The sequence below is a fragment of the Bradyrhizobium sp. CCBAU 51745 genome, assembly GCF_028128715.1.
GTDB classification, from domain to species: domain Bacteria; phylum Pseudomonadota; class Alphaproteobacteria; order Rhizobiales; family Xanthobacteraceae; genus Bradyrhizobium; species Bradyrhizobium manausense.
Map to the genome: position 1 here is coordinate 42,600 of NZ_LBJP01000071.1, position 15,865 is coordinate 58,464.

Annotated in this window: 9 protein-coding genes and 3 pseudogenes; 8 read left to right on the forward strand and 4 right to left on the reverse strand. The window is 56.9% G+C overall.

The features are described from left to right. Positions 1-221: 221 nt before the first annotated feature. Positions 222-339, forward strand: a pseudogene (locus XH98_RS17545) (IS630 family transposase); the annotation flags it as partial. Positions 340-795: 456 nt separating this feature from the next. Here the strand turns inward: XH98_RS17545 and XH98_RS17555 are convergent. Then, positions 796-975: a hypothetical protein gene (locus XH98_RS17555; RefSeq protein WP_271619397.1), complete on the reverse strand. Its 180-nt coding sequence runs from the start codon at positions 973-975 to the stop codon at positions 796-798. A gap of 1,005 nt (positions 976-1,980) precedes the next feature. Here XH98_RS17555 and XH98_RS17560 point away from each other — a divergent pair. Further along, positions 1,981-2,214: a hypothetical protein gene (locus XH98_RS17560; RefSeq protein ID WP_271619398.1), complete on the forward strand. Its 234-nt coding sequence runs from the start codon at positions 1,981-1,983 to the stop codon at positions 2,212-2,214. A gap of 295 nt (positions 2,215-2,509) precedes the next feature. After that, positions 2,510-3,070, forward strand: a pseudogene (locus XH98_RS17565) (integrase core domain-containing protein); the annotation flags it as partial. A gap of 660 nt (positions 3,071-3,730) precedes the next feature. Here XH98_RS17565 and XH98_RS17570 read toward each other — a convergent pair. Then, on the reverse strand, positions 3,731-4,984 hold the full coding sequence (locus XH98_RS17570) for an aminotransferase class III-fold pyridoxal phosphate-dependent enzyme (RefSeq protein ID WP_271619399.1): 1,254 nt from the start codon (positions 4,982-4,984) through the stop codon (positions 3,731-3,733). Between the two features lie 228 nt (positions 4,985-5,212). After that, positions 5,213-6,280, reverse strand: coding sequence for a KamA family radical SAM protein (locus tag XH98_RS17575; RefSeq protein WP_442868604.1), 1,068 nt, complete (start codon positions 6,278-6,280; stop codon positions 5,213-5,215). A gap of 1,412 nt (positions 6,281-7,692) precedes the next feature. On the opposite strand from XH98_RS17575, the gene XH98_RS17580 reads away from it, so the two are divergent. The 5 genes and pseudogenes from XH98_RS17580 to XH98_RS17600 all read left to right on the forward strand — a co-directional run bounded on the left by XH98_RS17580 (position 7,693) and on the right by XH98_RS17600 (position 13,548). Next, complete coding sequence (locus XH98_RS17580; protein ID WP_271619401.1) at positions 7,693-8,598, forward strand: GHMP family kinase ATP-binding protein; 906 nt, start codon at positions 7,693-7,695, stop codon at positions 8,596-8,598. 8 nt (positions 8,599-8,606) lie between these two features. Continuing rightward, entirely contained in the window at positions 8,607-9,644 is a 1,038-nt protein-coding gene (locus XH98_RS17585) for a pyridoxal-phosphate dependent enzyme (RefSeq protein WP_271619402.1), read from the forward strand. 11 nt (positions 9,645-9,655) lie between these two features. After that, positions 9,656-10,864 (forward strand): ATP-grasp domain-containing protein, encoded by a 1,209-nt coding sequence (locus tag XH98_RS17590; protein WP_271619403.1) that lies wholly within the window; start codon positions 9,656-9,658, stop codon positions 10,862-10,864. Beyond that, positions 10,797-12,317, forward strand: coding sequence for a lyase family protein (locus XH98_RS17595; RefSeq protein ID WP_271619404.1), 1,521 nt, complete (start codon positions 10,797-10,799; stop codon positions 12,315-12,317). The genes XH98_RS17590 and XH98_RS17595 overlap by 68 nt, the downstream gene beginning before the upstream one ends. Positions 12,318-12,377: 60 nt before the next feature. Next, positions 12,378-13,548: pseudogene (locus XH98_RS17600) on the forward strand (IS3 family transposase). A gap of 443 nt (positions 13,549-13,991) precedes the next feature. Here the strand turns inward: XH98_RS17600 and XH98_RS17605 are convergent. Beyond that, positions 13,992-15,641: a class I adenylate-forming enzyme family protein gene (locus XH98_RS17605; protein WP_271619405.1), complete on the reverse strand. Its 1,650-nt coding sequence runs from the start codon at positions 15,639-15,641 to the stop codon at positions 13,992-13,994. Positions 15,642-15,865 lie beyond the last annotated feature (224 nt).

A 15,865-nucleotide genomic window follows, 5' to 3' on the forward strand; every position in this document is an offset into this window, starting at 1 on the left:
CTTCAAACGAAGGTCGAGGCCTGTTTGAAGGCCAAGATCGCCGCTACCGATGTGATCCAGGTAAATGCGTCGCTGATCCGTGCTAATGTAAGTTGGGACAGCCTCACCGAGCAAATTGTGGTCTGATTGTACTAAGCGGAAGTTCGAAGCGAGGATGAAAGTCAATTATCTGGAACGCAACTTCGTCACATTAGTTGATATCTCTACAGACGAGAGTGCGAGTGGCGAATAAGGGTGAGCGAGGCCGGCCGATCGCGCCGCTCGTGCTGAGTGCGCAGGAGCGAGCGTACTTGGAGGCAGGTTCGTCCTCATCGCGTAGCCCGGTGGCTAGCTGAGCGACGAGTGCGCCCGGTGTGGGCGCGATTGCGCCGAAAGGGCGGGTTAACAAGGCAGTTGTGTCAGTGAGGATTATCCTGCACTGCTCCGCGCCTGCCGCCGCCGCGGGCGATGGAGCAGCCAGGATCGACGGCTCTATCAGCGCCATCGCTGCCGGTTAGGGGACTCCCACGGCGAAACGAAGACCTGGTACGGACTTCCGTGCGCCAGGGGCTCTACCGAATATGAAGATCCAGACGTACTGACGCCCGCCGCCATCAACCTGAAACGGCTGGCAGAATCTCTTCTCCCGCCTGTTCTGCCTCAGATTGTCCCTTATATCGTGTCTTCAGATCATGCTGTAGCGCAGGTTTTAACGCGAGAGCTATGACGAAGCGGGTCGCAGCATGGCGCGAAATCTCTCGGCCGTTTCTTCAACGACCGCCGCGTGGACTTCATGCGCCACGCGCGGGCATGCCGCTAAAACGGCCGGCGCGTCGTTTCCGCCTTCATCGGCACCGCTTTCGCCAGGATGATGCCGAGGCTGCGAAGCAAAAGCTCGCTGATCAACTCCGGCCCAAGCTGCACAAGCTTCCGGCCCGCACTCGAAGATGAGATCGACAGCAATTTCTTCATGCCTGAGACGACGATTGCGGACATCGCTGTGAGTCCATTCTTTTGTTCGGCTGCGCCACGGGCCGTTCCGTCCGGCCACAGATCTGGTAGCCGCCGCGCGCGGGGGACGCCGGCCGCATTTGCGGCCACCGTGCGGCTTGGCCTTGAACACGCCCGCAACCAGTTGGAAGGGACCACATTCCCACATTCCTATCCCGCCTTACCATCAGCCGCGATTATGGTTGTCGGGCGTGGCGCCCCCGTGGCGAAGCGTGATGCGTCGGCTGCAAGCGTCACCGTATTTTGCCTCGCCTAGCTGAGACGCCCGCGGGTCGGCTTTTTGGCCGCCGCGGCTTCCATTGCGACACGAGTCGTCGTATCTTTGCTCCGCGTGGGTGCCGATCAGCATTCTCGCGCTCGCGCAGCGCCTTAATGTTGTAGGCATAGCCTATCGGCTACCTTTCTTTTGCGGATTTTTCGCTTGAAGTTGCATCGAGCGGGCCTTCTGTAACCGGCGTGACGCCCTCTCAATTCCCACAATCTCTGCTCCGACCATGGCGCCCACCGCGATATCCATGAGGCGTGACAGCTTGCGCACATGACGGTATTGCTAGGCGGCGGATCGCTCCTGCGGGCGAGATAACCGCCGAGGCGTGCGATCTTGGTCAGTATTTTCCGTCGAGCTTGCGGTTTTTCATTCACGAGGCCATCGAGCAGGGCGACTTCAAGCGCGGTCAGCGCAAGGCTGGTAGTGCCTGTGGAGTTGGTCGATTGAGCACCGTCATCCAGAAGACACACGCACCAACCGAGGATGCAAAAGGCCTATATCAGGTTGGTTGAACGCCGGCAGTCCGGAGCTTCGATTCCTCAGCTTTGCAGCCTGGTTTAAGGATCTGGTGGAAGCCTTCGATTTCTCAAGGCATACCATTCGAGCCTATAATAGCGTCCGCGTGGGAGCAAAAAGGGCAGATCTTTGATCAGCTTCGACTCGCACTTCTTTCTCTTCCTCGGCCTCACGCGCTCTTCGGCATGGATCCGTCGGGGGTCTGCATGGGACAGCGCTTCTGCTTTCCGATCGGCGGTAAGACGCGAATCCTGACATCTAATCTCGGTGACGGCTTCATCGGTATTGCCGTTGTTGTCTCTGGAGTCGATGCGATGCGGTCATTTAACCGCGACCTCGTCCATTTCGTCGGCGATCGTGTGATCCCCATCCCCAGCCAAGCGCAAGTCCGGATCACGAGAGGGGTTCCAACTTCTCGAGCCGAGCAGAACAGCTCATAGATGTCGCTCTCGCGATTACCAATACGGGTGCATCGATGCATCCTTTCGGATCGCGCAGCAGCTCTGTGTGATCGGCGGACATTGTCCGGCCGTCGAATGCTTTCCTTCTTCTCGATGGGAGTGCGCGTAGGAATGACGCGCGGCAGTCCCTTTGTATTTCTTCCGAGTCCAGGATTTGACAACCGTCAATCCAAGCGGCAGCCCTTCGGTCGTTACCGCCAGGCTCTAGTGCATCAGGATGCCGCAGACGGCGTGCGATCTCAGGCGGATGCCTTGTCGCACCCGCTGTTTACAGTCGTTGGACTTCGTTCATGACCAGTTCGCCAACTGCCGGCGCTTGCGCATTCTCAACGTCGTCGATGACGTGACCAAGGAGTGCCTGGGGGCATTCCGGATAAGTCAATCTGAAGGCGTCGCCCGCGAGCTGACGGCAATCGTCCAGCGACGCGGCAAGCCAGGAATGATCGTGTCCGACCATGGCACCGAATTCACCTGCAACGCCATGCTCGCTTGGCGCAAGGACGCAGCCGTCGATTGGCACTTCATTGCGCCGGGAAAGCCGATGCAGAACGGCTTCGTCGAGAGTTTCAATGGCCGGATGCGCGATGAGCTACTCAACGAGACCCTGTTCTTCGATCTCGATGACGCCCGCGCCAAGATCGCCAACTGGGTCGCCGACTACAATCTCAAGCGTCCCCACTCGTCGCTGAAATACCTGACCCCCGCGGCCTACGCCGCCCACCTCACCGCAACGGACGATCGGCTGCGCAACCCCGACCAGCTCCGCCGATCGTCCGTTGCTCCATCCGCGCCACTTGGCGTACAAAACCCCGAGACTCTAACTACCGCTGGATAAAAATGCAGTGGCAGGTCAGCACCATACCGTCACGCGTCGATTGAAAGTCACCAACCAGCGAGGCAACATTTTTATGCGCTTCCCTCAGCCCACTCGGCTACCTTTTGGTAATTGAAAGCTTCGCCGGACGGATACGCTTTCTCGATCACTGGGTGACAAACGATTGCTTCACCAAGCTTCGCCTGAACCCGCACCGCACCGAACAAAATCGTTTGTGGGGCGCTGCGCGGCCGAGTTTGCTGCCGATGCTACGATGCTCTGACTAGCCTCTGAGTTTGCATTCAGCAGCGACTAGCATCTCACGGGTTCTTGAACTTTGGACTACCCAGAAAGCGTTTTGTCCGTCTGTCACAATGGCCGAAATCTCACTTCCTTGCAGCGCCCTTTCCAGTATCCGGCCGCGGTGCAGGTGAACCGCCGCTGCAGCCCCCGCTGAGGAGCGGGAGCGAACCTCGGCGATCGTGAGCACGCAAGTTTTGTGCCGTCGCCAATTGAGTGCAGATAAATTCCATCGCTTAGGCTCGTTCGATTGTGTGGCCCGCTTGCCGTCCTCGGACAGCTCTGGCTTCCCCGCGCTTGGGCGTTTTGTTGAGCAGTCCAGGCAAATTCCCGATAGATCCGCCGTATCCTGTTTGTCCTGTCGTCAGCCACGGACCAGCTTCAATTTAGGGCCTCCGCCAAGGCTTCTTCAAATATATCTAGGCCCTGATTGAGAGTCGCTCTGTCAATCGTGAGTGCCGGCAAAAATTGTATGACCTCATCAGCCGAAGGGCATCGTTTAATAAACAGCCCCTTGCCGAAGGCGTTACGTGTGGTCGCTTCCGCGATTTCGGACCTCCGGCAATCAAAGCCCAGCGCCAGCCCTCTCCCCCGAATAGAAAAACTGTTTCCCTGGTATGATGCAATGCCATTCAGCCGGCGGCGCGCAAGCTCTCCCATGCGTTGCACCTCCTCCGAAAAGATGCAGTTGCGCCAATAAATATCTATGGCAGCCGTAGCAGCTGCAAAAGCAAGGTCACTTTCCGTACCGGCGTGCTGCACAGGCCACGTGTGGTCGATGTCATCTTTAATCAACAGCATTGACAACGGCAGACCACAGCCACTCAGAGAATTCGACATCACAACAATGTCCGGCGACAAGCCTGCGAACTCGAAGCTAAAAAATTCGCCCGTACGGCCACAACCCATTTCCCTATCGTCAAGTATCAGAAGGGCACCGAAATCTTTCGCGATTGCCTGAATAGACTGCAACCACTCCTTACGAGCTACGCTCATGCCACTCTTTCGCTGTACAGCTTCGACCAGAATGGCGGCTGGGCGATCAATGCCGCTGTACTGGTCCAGCAACATCTTTCGCAAGTAGTCGGCCGTGCTAACGGTTGGCCCAAGATAGCCGTCATAGGGAGCAACGGTTAGTCCGCATGGAGACACCTGAGCGATGGTACGGCGAAGCCAACTACTGCCCAGAGCAATTGATCCTAGACTCACTCCAATCTGGCCGCGCGCGAACAAGACAATGTTCTGACATCCAGTGACTTCGCGTGAAAGATCTAAAGCTGCGTCGACAGCACTGGCAGCAATTGGTTCAGTGAATTGTACATTGTATTGCGGCAGCCCCCGTTCACGAAGCACGACAGACGTGAAAGTATCTACAAAATTGAGCTTGGCGGAAGTAGTCATGTTAAATCCATGGACTACTGCATCTGACACCAGATACTGGGTAATTGCATCCCTGATCTGATGATTGTTGTGACCATAGTTTAGTGAACCAGCTCCTGAGTAAAAGTCGATAATCCTCCGACCATCCACCGTTAAAGCAATGGATCCGCGCGCTCGACTCAAAACGATTGGAGATGACTCCGAACAAAAGCGGCCCTTCAATTCTAGGAACTTCAAATTGTGCATTTCACGCATGCTGCGCAAGCCTTTCGTGCCCTGCGATCCTTTAAATAGCGAACAGCCCGGCGCCCATTTGGCATGACAGCAAGTATTCCCGAAAACAGGCTACCCACTCAACGGAGGAAGCTAGAGCAACCCTATCTACCCCGGCGGGCCACATTCGAACCTACACAGAACTTCATCCTGCCAGCTTGACGTGGTTTCACTCTCGTCTGCACTTTTCGATTCCATTGAGTATTGCTCCTACGCCTGAGTTGAACCATCATTCGGCAGATCATCCAACCAGCAAGCGGACTCGACGTATTGCCTTGAAAAGATCTTCCCGATTTTTTCCGGGATCTTGTTTTGATGATATCGCATATAGATACGTCCATCATCAGCCAGATCAAGAATCTCGATCTTCCCGGTGTAATGCGACATGATGTATTTGAAAGTCTTTTCGATGCCCGCCAGACTTTGGTTGACGCCGTTCGCGATCTCTATTGCGCGACGAAGCGGCACCTGAAAATGGGACGCACCCTTTACCGGCCTTGCTTGAAAGAGATAATAAGGCCGGACCCCAATTTGGTGGCACTTAGCGAAAGTCGCTGTCAAGATCTCCGGATTGTCATTTATGCCTGCAAGCAACACAGATTGGTTGAGGAACTGCACTCCTTGTGCACCCAAGGATCGGATATTCCGCTCAGCATCGACCGAGATCTCACCGATGTGATCGAAGTGCGTGACAAGCACCGCAGTCTTGCCCGCATCACGTATTCGTTGAAAGAGAGCAGGTATAGCGGGATCCTCGAAGCGCTTTGGCTCAAAGGCGAACAGTTTCGTGCCGATTCGAATGGAAGCCAGATGCGGAATCGAGAGCAGATGAGCAAGAATCTCGTTAAGCTTTGCCGTACTAAGAACAAAGGGGTCGCCTCCCGACAGCAGCACGTTTGTCATCTCAGGATGGCAGCTAATGTACTGACCGACTTTCTCCACATCCGGGACGATCTCATCTGATTCTCGGCCGACTAGTCGCTTGCGGAAGCAAAACCGACAATATGAGGCACAACGGTTAGTCACAAGCAGCAATCCCGTCTGTGCGTACTTGTGCTGAAGTCCAGGCACCACGGTATTGTCATGCTCACCACTCGTGTCCAAAACGCCCGGACTGTCGAGCTCCTTAACTGAGGGCTCCACAATATGTCTTAGCTGCTCGTAGTAACCACTGTTGCCGATCTGCTGACGGTAGAATTTTGTGACATGATGACGTGTGATGCTACGGGCTTGCAGCTCCGTCGCATCAATCTTGCGATCGCCTTCTATAAATCTCATGACCACGGTGCGGGGGGATGCCTCTGGTTGGGCGGACGACAAGCGAGGCGAGAGGCCTCCAGCAGCCGTTAATTCGTCTGGTGCACTGCCCGCGTCAGCTGTTTGAGTCAACGGAGAGGGTTTCATTTGAACTCCTTCGGAACGGAGCGAGATCGTTCCGCAATGACGTAATTCGTTAGCCCCCCAGCAATCCGCGTGCCAATAAGACCTGGTGCTCCATGATCGCAACACAGCAGACTCAAGGCGCCTCCCAGGCTGTTCGAGTAAACAGTTGTTGCCTGTTTGTCGGGCATCAAACAGGATGTCCTTAATTGGACATAACTCCGATGAGACAAGAAGGCTCATTCGCTTCGACCATCGACCGGTTGAAAGTCAGGCCGGTCCCACCGATCAGACACCAGGGGCCAATGTTCAACGATCACAGGAAAGAGGTTTTCCTCGCTACGGCGGACTCTCAGAGCGTTGGTAGCAGGCCGTACTCGTCCCATGAGATCGGCGACCGCGAAGGATAGCTCGCTCCGATCGAAATAGACGCCACTTAGATCGTGCGCTTTTCCGCGGAGACCAAGCCACCCAACTAATCGGCGATTCCTGAGCTCAGGCCAAAGACGGATTCGAACAGGAGCAATCGGTCTGCCACGACATTGCAGGGCGAACAACGAGAGCACTACTCCCTCCAGATTTGAAACAATACGAAAATGAACCGCACTGTCCCCCCGGACCACCCTCTTTGAAGATGTGCGCGGTTGCTCGCTGCCTCTACTACATTGCTGCGGCCAACAGGATCAACGAGCGCTGCCGGCCGCCTTGGTAACCTACCAAGTCGAGTTCGCGGAGGCGAATAACTGCAACAAAGATGTAATTCCATCGCGGGGCTTCAATCCAGCCACGCACTGCTCGAAGTTGAATATATCACGGAGCGCCGGGGAACAACAGTGCTTACCGGACATCTCCGTATGCCCCGACGGCCGCTGAGACGTGATTTCGCGAGCCTACTCCCTCTGTTGGTAGGTGCGCACATCTGTACGCCTCGCTAAATGTGTTGCTGCTCTAGTAAGTCAGTCCGGCATGTTACCACGAAAAGCATGCGGTCACCGGAGCGCCGACACACTTATAGCCACGATCGTCAGTTCAAAGGTAGCAATGCAAATCAAGCGCTGGCTGGCCTCAATGGCGTTCTTCATAGACGGACATCACAGGATGAGAGCCCGGTTTCATCGGCTTCTATGCCATCTTCAACGCAAGTCTCTTGCTCCTCCGTCGCGTGGCCGCGGTAGAGGAACGATATGACGGAGACACTTACGAGAACTCCAGGCGACGGCAGGATTGCTAGCTCCTACTCGCTCGCGAAGCCATGCGGAGTGGCAACCTGCCACCCTCACTTCGGCGAGCTGCTACAGGGAGCTTTCGCCGTGGAAAAAGGGGCGGACCGCCGCACGGTGCGCGCGCTCGTTTCAGTTCACATGCCGCATGCCGATGGGTCGGAAGCCCGTGCGACGTTGGAGCCGAGCCGCGTCGGGAAATTTGCGCCTCAAGTCGGCCGCACCGGCATCCAAGTGACACCGAATCATTTCTACAAATGTGAGCTCGCCGCTCGACTTGCCCTCGATGCCTTTGGATTGAGGAATATGGCAGCTACTCTTGAGGTCAGGACTTTTGTTCCGGAAGGCGCCGGCATGGGCTCGTCGACAAGCGGCGTAGTGGCCTCTATCCGTGCGATCGCTAAGTGCGCCGCAGCCTATCGGGGATCACGGTTGCTTCTAGCGCCCCATCTCCAGGCGAAGCTTGCGGTGGCGGCCGAGCATGCGTGCGACTCCCTGATGTTCGATTGCACAAGCAGCACCATTCTTTTCGCCCAACGAATGGGCAAGGTTGTCCAAGTGTTCAACGGTCCTCTCCCGCAAATGTACATTTTGGGGTTTGACACAGGCGCGGCCAACGGTGGCATTGGAACCGACCACCTCCCGCGAGCGCGCTACTCGCGTGATCAGATCGCCGCCTTCGGGTGCGCATTGGCCGTCTTGGAGCGTGCAATTGCAGAGCAGAGCGTCGCACTCGCCGGCCGGGTGGCGACTTTCTCGGCGATACAGAGCGAGACCGCCCTGCAGAACCCACTCAAGAAGCCGAAGTTTGACGAACTCCTCCGCATTAAGGAAGATACCGGATCGGCTGGTATTGTCGTCGCACATAGCGGCACGGTCGCCGGCTTGATCTTCGACCCAAATTTATCCGACCTTCGGAGCCGAATCGATGAGGCTAAAGCCGAGATCGGTCGCCTTGGCTTCGATATCCGCTGTACTTTTTCGACCCCGTATTGAGATGGACGATGGCGCACACGCTCTCCGACACTGTCGACGCCCATTCGCCCCTCAAGATCGTTTCTTTGCGGCCTGAAAACCTGGCCGCGATCGATTTCAGAGTCATGAAGGTATTTCCTGCCTTCAACATCATCGAAGCAGGCCTTCGCGATGGGACAATCGGCCCTAACACCACGATTGTTGAGACGTCGAGCGGAACGATGGCTCTCGGTCTCGCCATCGTTTGCATGCAATTCTCGCTCAAGTTACACATCTTCGGGGACCGCGCTATCGAGCCCCCCCTTAAACGCACGATGGAGCAGTTGGGCGCTCAAGTTCACCTAGTGGAGGCCACAGCGTCGGATGCGAACGTCCAGCAGCTCCGTAAAAAGGCGCTCCTCGACTTTATGGAGCGGACCGGAGCTACTTGGTCACGACAGTATGACAACCTTGGCAACCATTTTTCCTATGCGCGTCCAGCTGCGGAGGCGATGAGGCGCTTCGGCAAGATCGACGTTCTGGTTGCAACCGTGGGCTCCGGAGGCTCATCCTGTGGCCTTGCCCGCTATTGCCGCGCATTCTTTCCCGAAATGAGACTCGTCGGGATCGACACCTTCGGTAGCGTCTTGTTCGGCCAACCGGCGAGGCGACGTGATTTGCGCGGCCTCGGCAATAGCATTCTCCCAGGCAACTTATTCCACGAAGCTTTCGATGAAATCCATTGGCTCGGCGCTAACGAAGCATATCAAGCTGCGCACCGACTTCACCGGGAGACTTCGTTAAAGCGTGGGCCCACGAGCGGAGCGGCCTACCTCGTCGCTAAGTGGTGCGCCGAGCAGTCCCCAAAAAGCAAGGTGCTCGCGGTATTTCCTGACGACAGCAATCGCTACGAGCACAACGTTTACGATCCCACGTGGATGCGCGCCAACGGCTATCAGGCCGCACTCGCCGCGACCGAGCCTGTCCTTGTTTCTCATCCGCTTTATGCTGATAGCGGCTGGTGCCGTTTCAACTGGAGCCGTCGCTCGTTGACCGAGGTGATGGGTTGTCAACCTTGCCCCAACTGAAGCATACACAAGTGACCAACTCAGCTGCGATCTTTATCGAATCCAACACCACAGGCTCGGGCGCCGACTTTATTCTCCGAGCGCGAGAACTTGGGCTCGTTCCGATCTTTGTTACAGCCTCACCTGAGCGATATGGCTTTCTGAGTCGCATTTCGAACGTCGAGCTACACACATGCGACACGTTTTCAGAAAGCGATGTTAGAGCTGTAATCGATAGCATCGCGACGGACATGCGGATTGCGCTATTAACGACTTCCAGCGATTTTTACCTTTACACAGCAGCGTTGGAAGCCAGGCGGCGGGGGCTTACCGGTCCGGATCCAAATGCAATCGCACTTTGTCAAGATAAAGAGCGCCAGGCCACCGCCCTGAGGGCGGCAGGTATCGGCGTGCCCCATAGCGCGACAGTGCGTGCGGAGTGCGATATCAGCCACGCGATCAAGAAAATCGGGTTGCCTGCAGTAGCCAAGCCGATCAGCGGGACCGGCAGCATCGGCGTCACCTTCGTGGACACCGAAACAAGCGCCGCTGACGCTTTGCGCAAGCTACTCGGGACTACGAATGACGTGCGTGGCCGCCCGATCCAGCCCGGTGCTCTTCTTATGTCGTATGTCGCCGGCGAGGAATATTCCGTCGAAGTTCTCGATAGCAAGATCATTGGCGTAACCCGGAAGCACCTTGGACCTTTGCCGCATTTCGTTGAAATCGGACATGATATACCAGCACCGATGCTGTCCAGGTTGCGCGTGAAAATCGAAGATGAGGCGCTCCGTGCCATCCAAGTTCTCCGCCACGTGAAAGGACCAGCTCACGTCGAACTCCGGGTCGGCGAGGATTGTGTCACGATAATCGAGGTCAATCCACGTCTCGCTGGTGGTTCGATCCCCACTCTTTTTCGTTACACAACTGGTTTTGATCCGGTCCTCGCGGTCCTGCGCAGCCTGCTCGGAATGTCCTCGCTCCCTTTGAGGGGAGGCGCTCACGGCTCAATACGATTCATCGTGCCGGCGCGTGAAGGCCCCTTTGCCCTCCCTCAATGCGAGCATCTTGTCGATCGCTTCGGGCTGGCGGAATTCGTACTCTACCATACTCCCCCAATAGAGTTCAGGCGGCGCAACGATTTCCGCGACCGGATCGGTCACGTCATTGCAGTTGGCGACGACCCAGCTGCTGTTGCCCGGCGCGCCGAAGCTGCCGTTGCTTTCATCCGTGGCGCATGAGGAGATATCCTTGCAAAGCACAGGCCGCATCAAATCGACTCTTCATCCTGAAGCCAGCGCTATCGTTTTCGACAGTGATCTACAACGTGCAGCGAAGGACGAGCTACCCTTTTACGCCGATATCGATCGAGCTCAGGCCATCATGCTTGAGCGAGTGGGATTGATCGACCGCAATCTCGCCCGAAAAGTGCTGACCGAGCTCGATAAACTGCAAGCTGAAAACTTTCAGAGCATTGCAACTCGCCTTTCTCCCCGTGGCTCCTATCTCGCTTATGAGGATCATCTCCGTTCAGTAATTGGCAACCGAGCCAGCAATCTACATCTTGGCCGGAGCCGAAACGATATCAATGCGACCCTCCTGAAGCTCAAGCTGAGAACGCCGTATCAGGAGCTGTCAGACGAACTACTAAAGCTTCTGCGACTGCTGTGCAGTCTCGCTCGCGAACACCTTGAGACCGTCTTCCCGCTGCACACCCACCGTCAACCAGCATTGCCGTCCAGTCTTGCGCACCATCTGACGGCCTTCGCCACCGCGCTCGCGCGCGATCTAGATGCGCTTCTGACCGTGCATCCTATTCTCAACATTTCGTGCCTCGGGGCCGGCGCCGGCGGTGGCACGACCTTGCCCATCCTCCCGGAGTTGACAGCCGGGCTGCTCGGCTTCTCGAGCCCGACACTTAACTCGATCGACAGTGTGGCCTCTCGGGATCTGGTTCTTCGCCTACTGGCAGCTTGCACGATCCTAGGATCATCTCTAAGCCGGATCGCCGAGACGTTGTTGCTGTGGGTTGGCGAAGACGGATTGGCCACTCTACCAGACGAACTAGTGGGATCGAGCTCCGCGATGCCTCACAAGCGCAACCCTTTCCTTCTGGAGCAGGTCCAAGGAAAAACAGGCGCGATCGTTGGCTGTTTCGTGGCTGCAGTGACCGCCATGCATAGCACTCCCTTCACGAACTGCGTTGCAGTCGGAACGGAGGCTACGCGCAATGTCTGGCCCGGGATCGACCATTCCATTGGCGCCGCGTGTCTCATCCGGTTATGTTTGTCGGGTTTGACCATCGCCGAAGACAAAGCATCCGCAATGCTCGAAACGTCGTTCGTGAATGCCATGGAAACGGCGACGCGCCTCACGCTCGGCGGGGAAGTTGATTTTCGGTCCGCTCACAATCAAGTCGGGGAGCTCGTTACGATCGCTATCGAACGTGGCTCACCAAGTCTGACGGCGATTGCACAAGATGGCGGGATGCTTAATCCCGACATTTCGCCACCTCCAGGTGTTATTGCGAGAACGGCTCGCGCTGGGGGAGGCCCCGCTCCCGACGCGGTTGCAGCAGCGCTCGAGGAACTCGAAGATGCCATCGAGCAAAACGCTGCGGTCATGGGCAATGTCACCGCTGGCTGGAACCGTGCCCGAGAAGAACTTCGATCCGCAATCGCGCGCCTCCGTTGACCTGCCACTGCGTATTTCCTCCAGAAGGAGTTAGAGTCCGGCCCGAAGAAGGACGGACAGATGAAGCGAGCAAGGTTCACGGAAGAGCAGATTATCGCGGTATTGAAGGAGCATGAGGCCGGGGCGAAGACAGCCGACCTGGCTCGCAAGCACGGTGTTTCCGAGGCGACGATCTACAATTGGAAGGCCAAATTCGGCGGCATGGACGTTTCCGAAGCGAAGCGGCTGAGGGCCTTGGAAGAGGAGAACGGGAAGCTGAAGAAGCTTCTGGCCGAGCAGATGCTCGATGCGGCCGCACTTCGCGAGCTCCTTTCAAAAAAATGGTAGGGCCCGCCGCCAAGCGCGCTGCGATCGCGCATCTGCAGGCCGTCATGAGCCTGTCGGAACGGCGGGCCTGCTCGATTGTGGGGGCGGATCGGAAGATGATCCGCTATCGCTCCAGCCGCCCGCCGGACGCAGTTCTGCGTGGCCGATTGCGCGACCTCGCCAACGAGCGGCGGCGTTTCGGCTATCGCCGGTTGTTCGTCTTGCTGCGGCGGGAGGGCGAGCCATCGGGGATCAACCGGATCTACCGGCTTTACCGCGAGGAAGGGCTTACCGTCCGCAAACGGCGGGCTCGCCGCAAGGCCGTGGGGACCCGTGCCCCGATCCTGGTCGAGGCGAGGCCGAACGCGCGCTGGTCGCTGGACTTCGTCCACGACCAGTTCGCCAATGGCCGACGCTTCCGCATCCTCAACATCGTCGACGACGTCACCAAGGAATGCCTGGGCGCCATTCCGGAGACGTCGATCTCGGCGAACTGACGGCAATCGTCCAGCGACGCGGCAAGCCAGGAATGATCGTGTCCGACCATGGCACCGAATTCACCTGCAACGCCATGCTCGCTTGGTGCAAGGACGCAGCCGTCGATTGGCACTTCATTGCGCCGGGAAAGCCGATGCAGAACGGCTTCGTCGAGAGTTTCAATGGCCGGATGCGCGATGAGCTACTCAACGAGACCCTTTTCTTTGATCTCGATGACGCCCGCGCCAAGATCGCCAACTGGGTCGCCGACTACAATCTCCAGCGTCCCCACTCGTCGCTGAAATACCTGACCCCCGCGGCCTACGCCGCCCACCTCACCGCAACGGACGATCGGCTGCGCAACCCCGACCAGCTCCGCCGATCGTCCATTGCTCCATCCGCGCCACTTGGCGTACAAAACCCCGAGACTCTAACTGCCGCTGGATGAAAATGCAGTGGCAGGTCAATAGGGTTCAAGGATCCGAAACTGATCGGTTTGATCGACACTTACCGCCGGGTGTTATTTGCTGCTGCATCTCATTCTCCGTCCTGATCAAGCAACGATTTGGCAGTCGGCTGCTAGCTGCGCCCAAATCCAGAGCCGAGATCGCACTCAACACCACTTTCTCAAGAACTCGGTCGAGCCGAGGTACAAACGAACTTACGATCGACTCCCTGTTTTCGTCGCTACCAAGTCAAACAACTCTAAAGCGCGTTCAAGGCTTATTGCTAGCTGCGCTGCTGCACAGAAGCGCACAATAGATCACCGTCTGTTGCGGCACATTGGGCTGCCCTTTTTGCAGCGATTGCAAAGGAAGCGCTACGTGTGGAAGGCATAAGCGGTTTCGTGGTAGGCCTTGGCATCTGCTCACGCAAACGGTGAAAAGACGTTCAGCGCCAGCGCTTCTCCTCTGTATCATAGGCGCCGGCAAGCGGATCAGTCACCGCCGTCAGCTCACGTTTGAGCACTTTGTTGCTGGAGGCGGCTCTTGGAAGCTCCCGAGAGAAGCCGATGTAACGCGGCACCTTGAATACCGCCAGGCGCGTGCGCGCATGCTCCACAATGCGCTTAACCATCGAATTGTCTGGCGTGAAGCCTTCCCTCAGCTCGACGTAAATCTTAACCTCCTCGCCCCGCTTGCTATCGGGAACCGACACGGCGGCTACATCTGCAATTTCAGGAATCTCTCGGATGACCGCTTCCACCTCGCGTGCCGCGATATTCTCGCTCGAACGGCGGATCACGTCTTTCATGCGCCCCACCAGCCAATGAAATCCGAGTTCATCGCGACGCATCAGATCGCCGGTCCTGAACCATTCGGACTCGAACGACGCAGCGTTTGCTTCTGGATTCTTCCAATAGCCGCTGAAAACCCCGCGTCCTCGAACCCACAGCTCGCCGATCTCGCCAATCGGCGTGAGGCTGCCATCCTTGTTCATCAACCGCAGCTCCCGAAAAGGTGCGCGAATCCCCACCGAACCCGAGTCGGCTAGTTCGTTAAATTCGTTCGCCATGCGTGTGCCGAAGCCGATTTCCGTCATCCCGTAAGCCTCCTGCGTGGGCACTCGAAACCGCTTCCGGAATTGGCGTATCGTATCCGGACCCCAGCCCCAATTCAGGATCTGCTTTAGGCATGTCACCCCGTCTTCGTCTCTTGCCTCGGCCTGACGTGCCATCAGCTCGGGAAATTGGCACCACTCGATGCGGTGCTGCTTGATCCAACCGACAAATCGACTCGAACTGAGCCGAGGAGCCAGGTAGTGCGTGCCACCTTGTCTATATGTCTGCAGAAGATGCCATGGCCCATCGACATAAAAGAAAGGCTGCCCGGAGAGGTATCTTTGGTACGGCCGCTCGTCCCAACTTGCCGCTTGGTATGAGAACACACTCCAGTAGTCGTGCGTTAACATGCACCCTTTCGGAAAACCTGTCGTGCCTGAAGTATACTGAATGTTCAACAGGTCGTCGGGGCGGATATCCTCCTCGACCAATGAGGCGTCGGCGCCCTTGAGCAACGCATCGAGAGTAGCTCCCTTTCCGGAAGGCTGCCCAACGAGAATCGCTCGCTCCTTCGCGAGGCGGTCCGGCCAAGTCTCCATCGCTGAGAATACCGACCATACACTTTCGTCAACGATCGCAAAGTTGGCCTCTGCATCTCTCAAGATGTATTCTATCTCCCTGGGCATGTAGCGCAAGTTGATCGAGACCATTACCGCACCGAGCTTCGCAATCGCAAACCATAGGATCGGGAACTCAAGACGGTTTGATAGCATCACTCCAATGCGATCGCCCTTCCGTACGCCGAATTTACGCAGCGCACATGCATACTTGTTGGACAATCTGTCCATCTCCAAGTATGTCGCGTGCTCACCTCGTTCAAAGACGTTAATTGCGGTCGTTGACCCATGCGTTCTCGCCCTGCTTGAAACAAGCTGACCGATCGTCATCGTCTCATATGCGGCTTCCAGCGTCTCTATTTTTCTCAACCTATTTGCGACGCGCTCTCGGAGGTGCGTTTGATTTGAGTCTGCGAGGGGCATTGTTGGACCTTGAAGTCAGTTTGATAGGACAAGCCTACTCAATGGAGCCAATCTTTCCGCTGGTTGGCCCGGCTTGTGATCACCGAGACCTGCACCATCGTCAGAAGAGGGGCTTCGTGTTCGATGATATGTCGTCAACAAGGAATGAGACACTACCAACCCTGGTGAGGTGTTGGTACGCAGCAAAGGAAGACACTGCATGGGTGAGCTGCCGCCGGTCTGAT

Coding starts and splice junctions, on each gene's coding strand:
- XH98_RS17555 (WP_271619397.1), bottom strand. CDS start 975: ATGTCCGCAATCGTCGTCTCAGGCATGAAGAAATTGCTGTCGATCTCA.
- XH98_RS17560 (WP_271619398.1), top strand. CDS start 1,981: ATGGGACAGCGCTTCTGCTTTCCGATCGGCGGTAAGACGCGAATCCTG.
- XH98_RS17570 (WP_271619399.1), bottom strand. CDS start 4,984: ATGCGTGAAATGCACAATTTGAAGTTCCTAGAATTGAAGGGCCGCTTT.
- XH98_RS17575 (WP_442868604.1), bottom strand. CDS start 6,280: ATGAGATTTATAGAAGGCGATCGCAAGATTGATGCGACGGAGCTGCAA.
- XH98_RS17585 (WP_271619402.1), top strand. CDS start 8,607: ATGGCGCACACGCTCTCCGACACTGTCGACGCCCATTCGCCCCTCAAG.
- XH98_RS17605 (WP_271619405.1), bottom strand. CDS start 15,641: ATGCCCCTCGCAGACTCAAATCAAACGCACCTCCGAGAGCGCGTCGCA.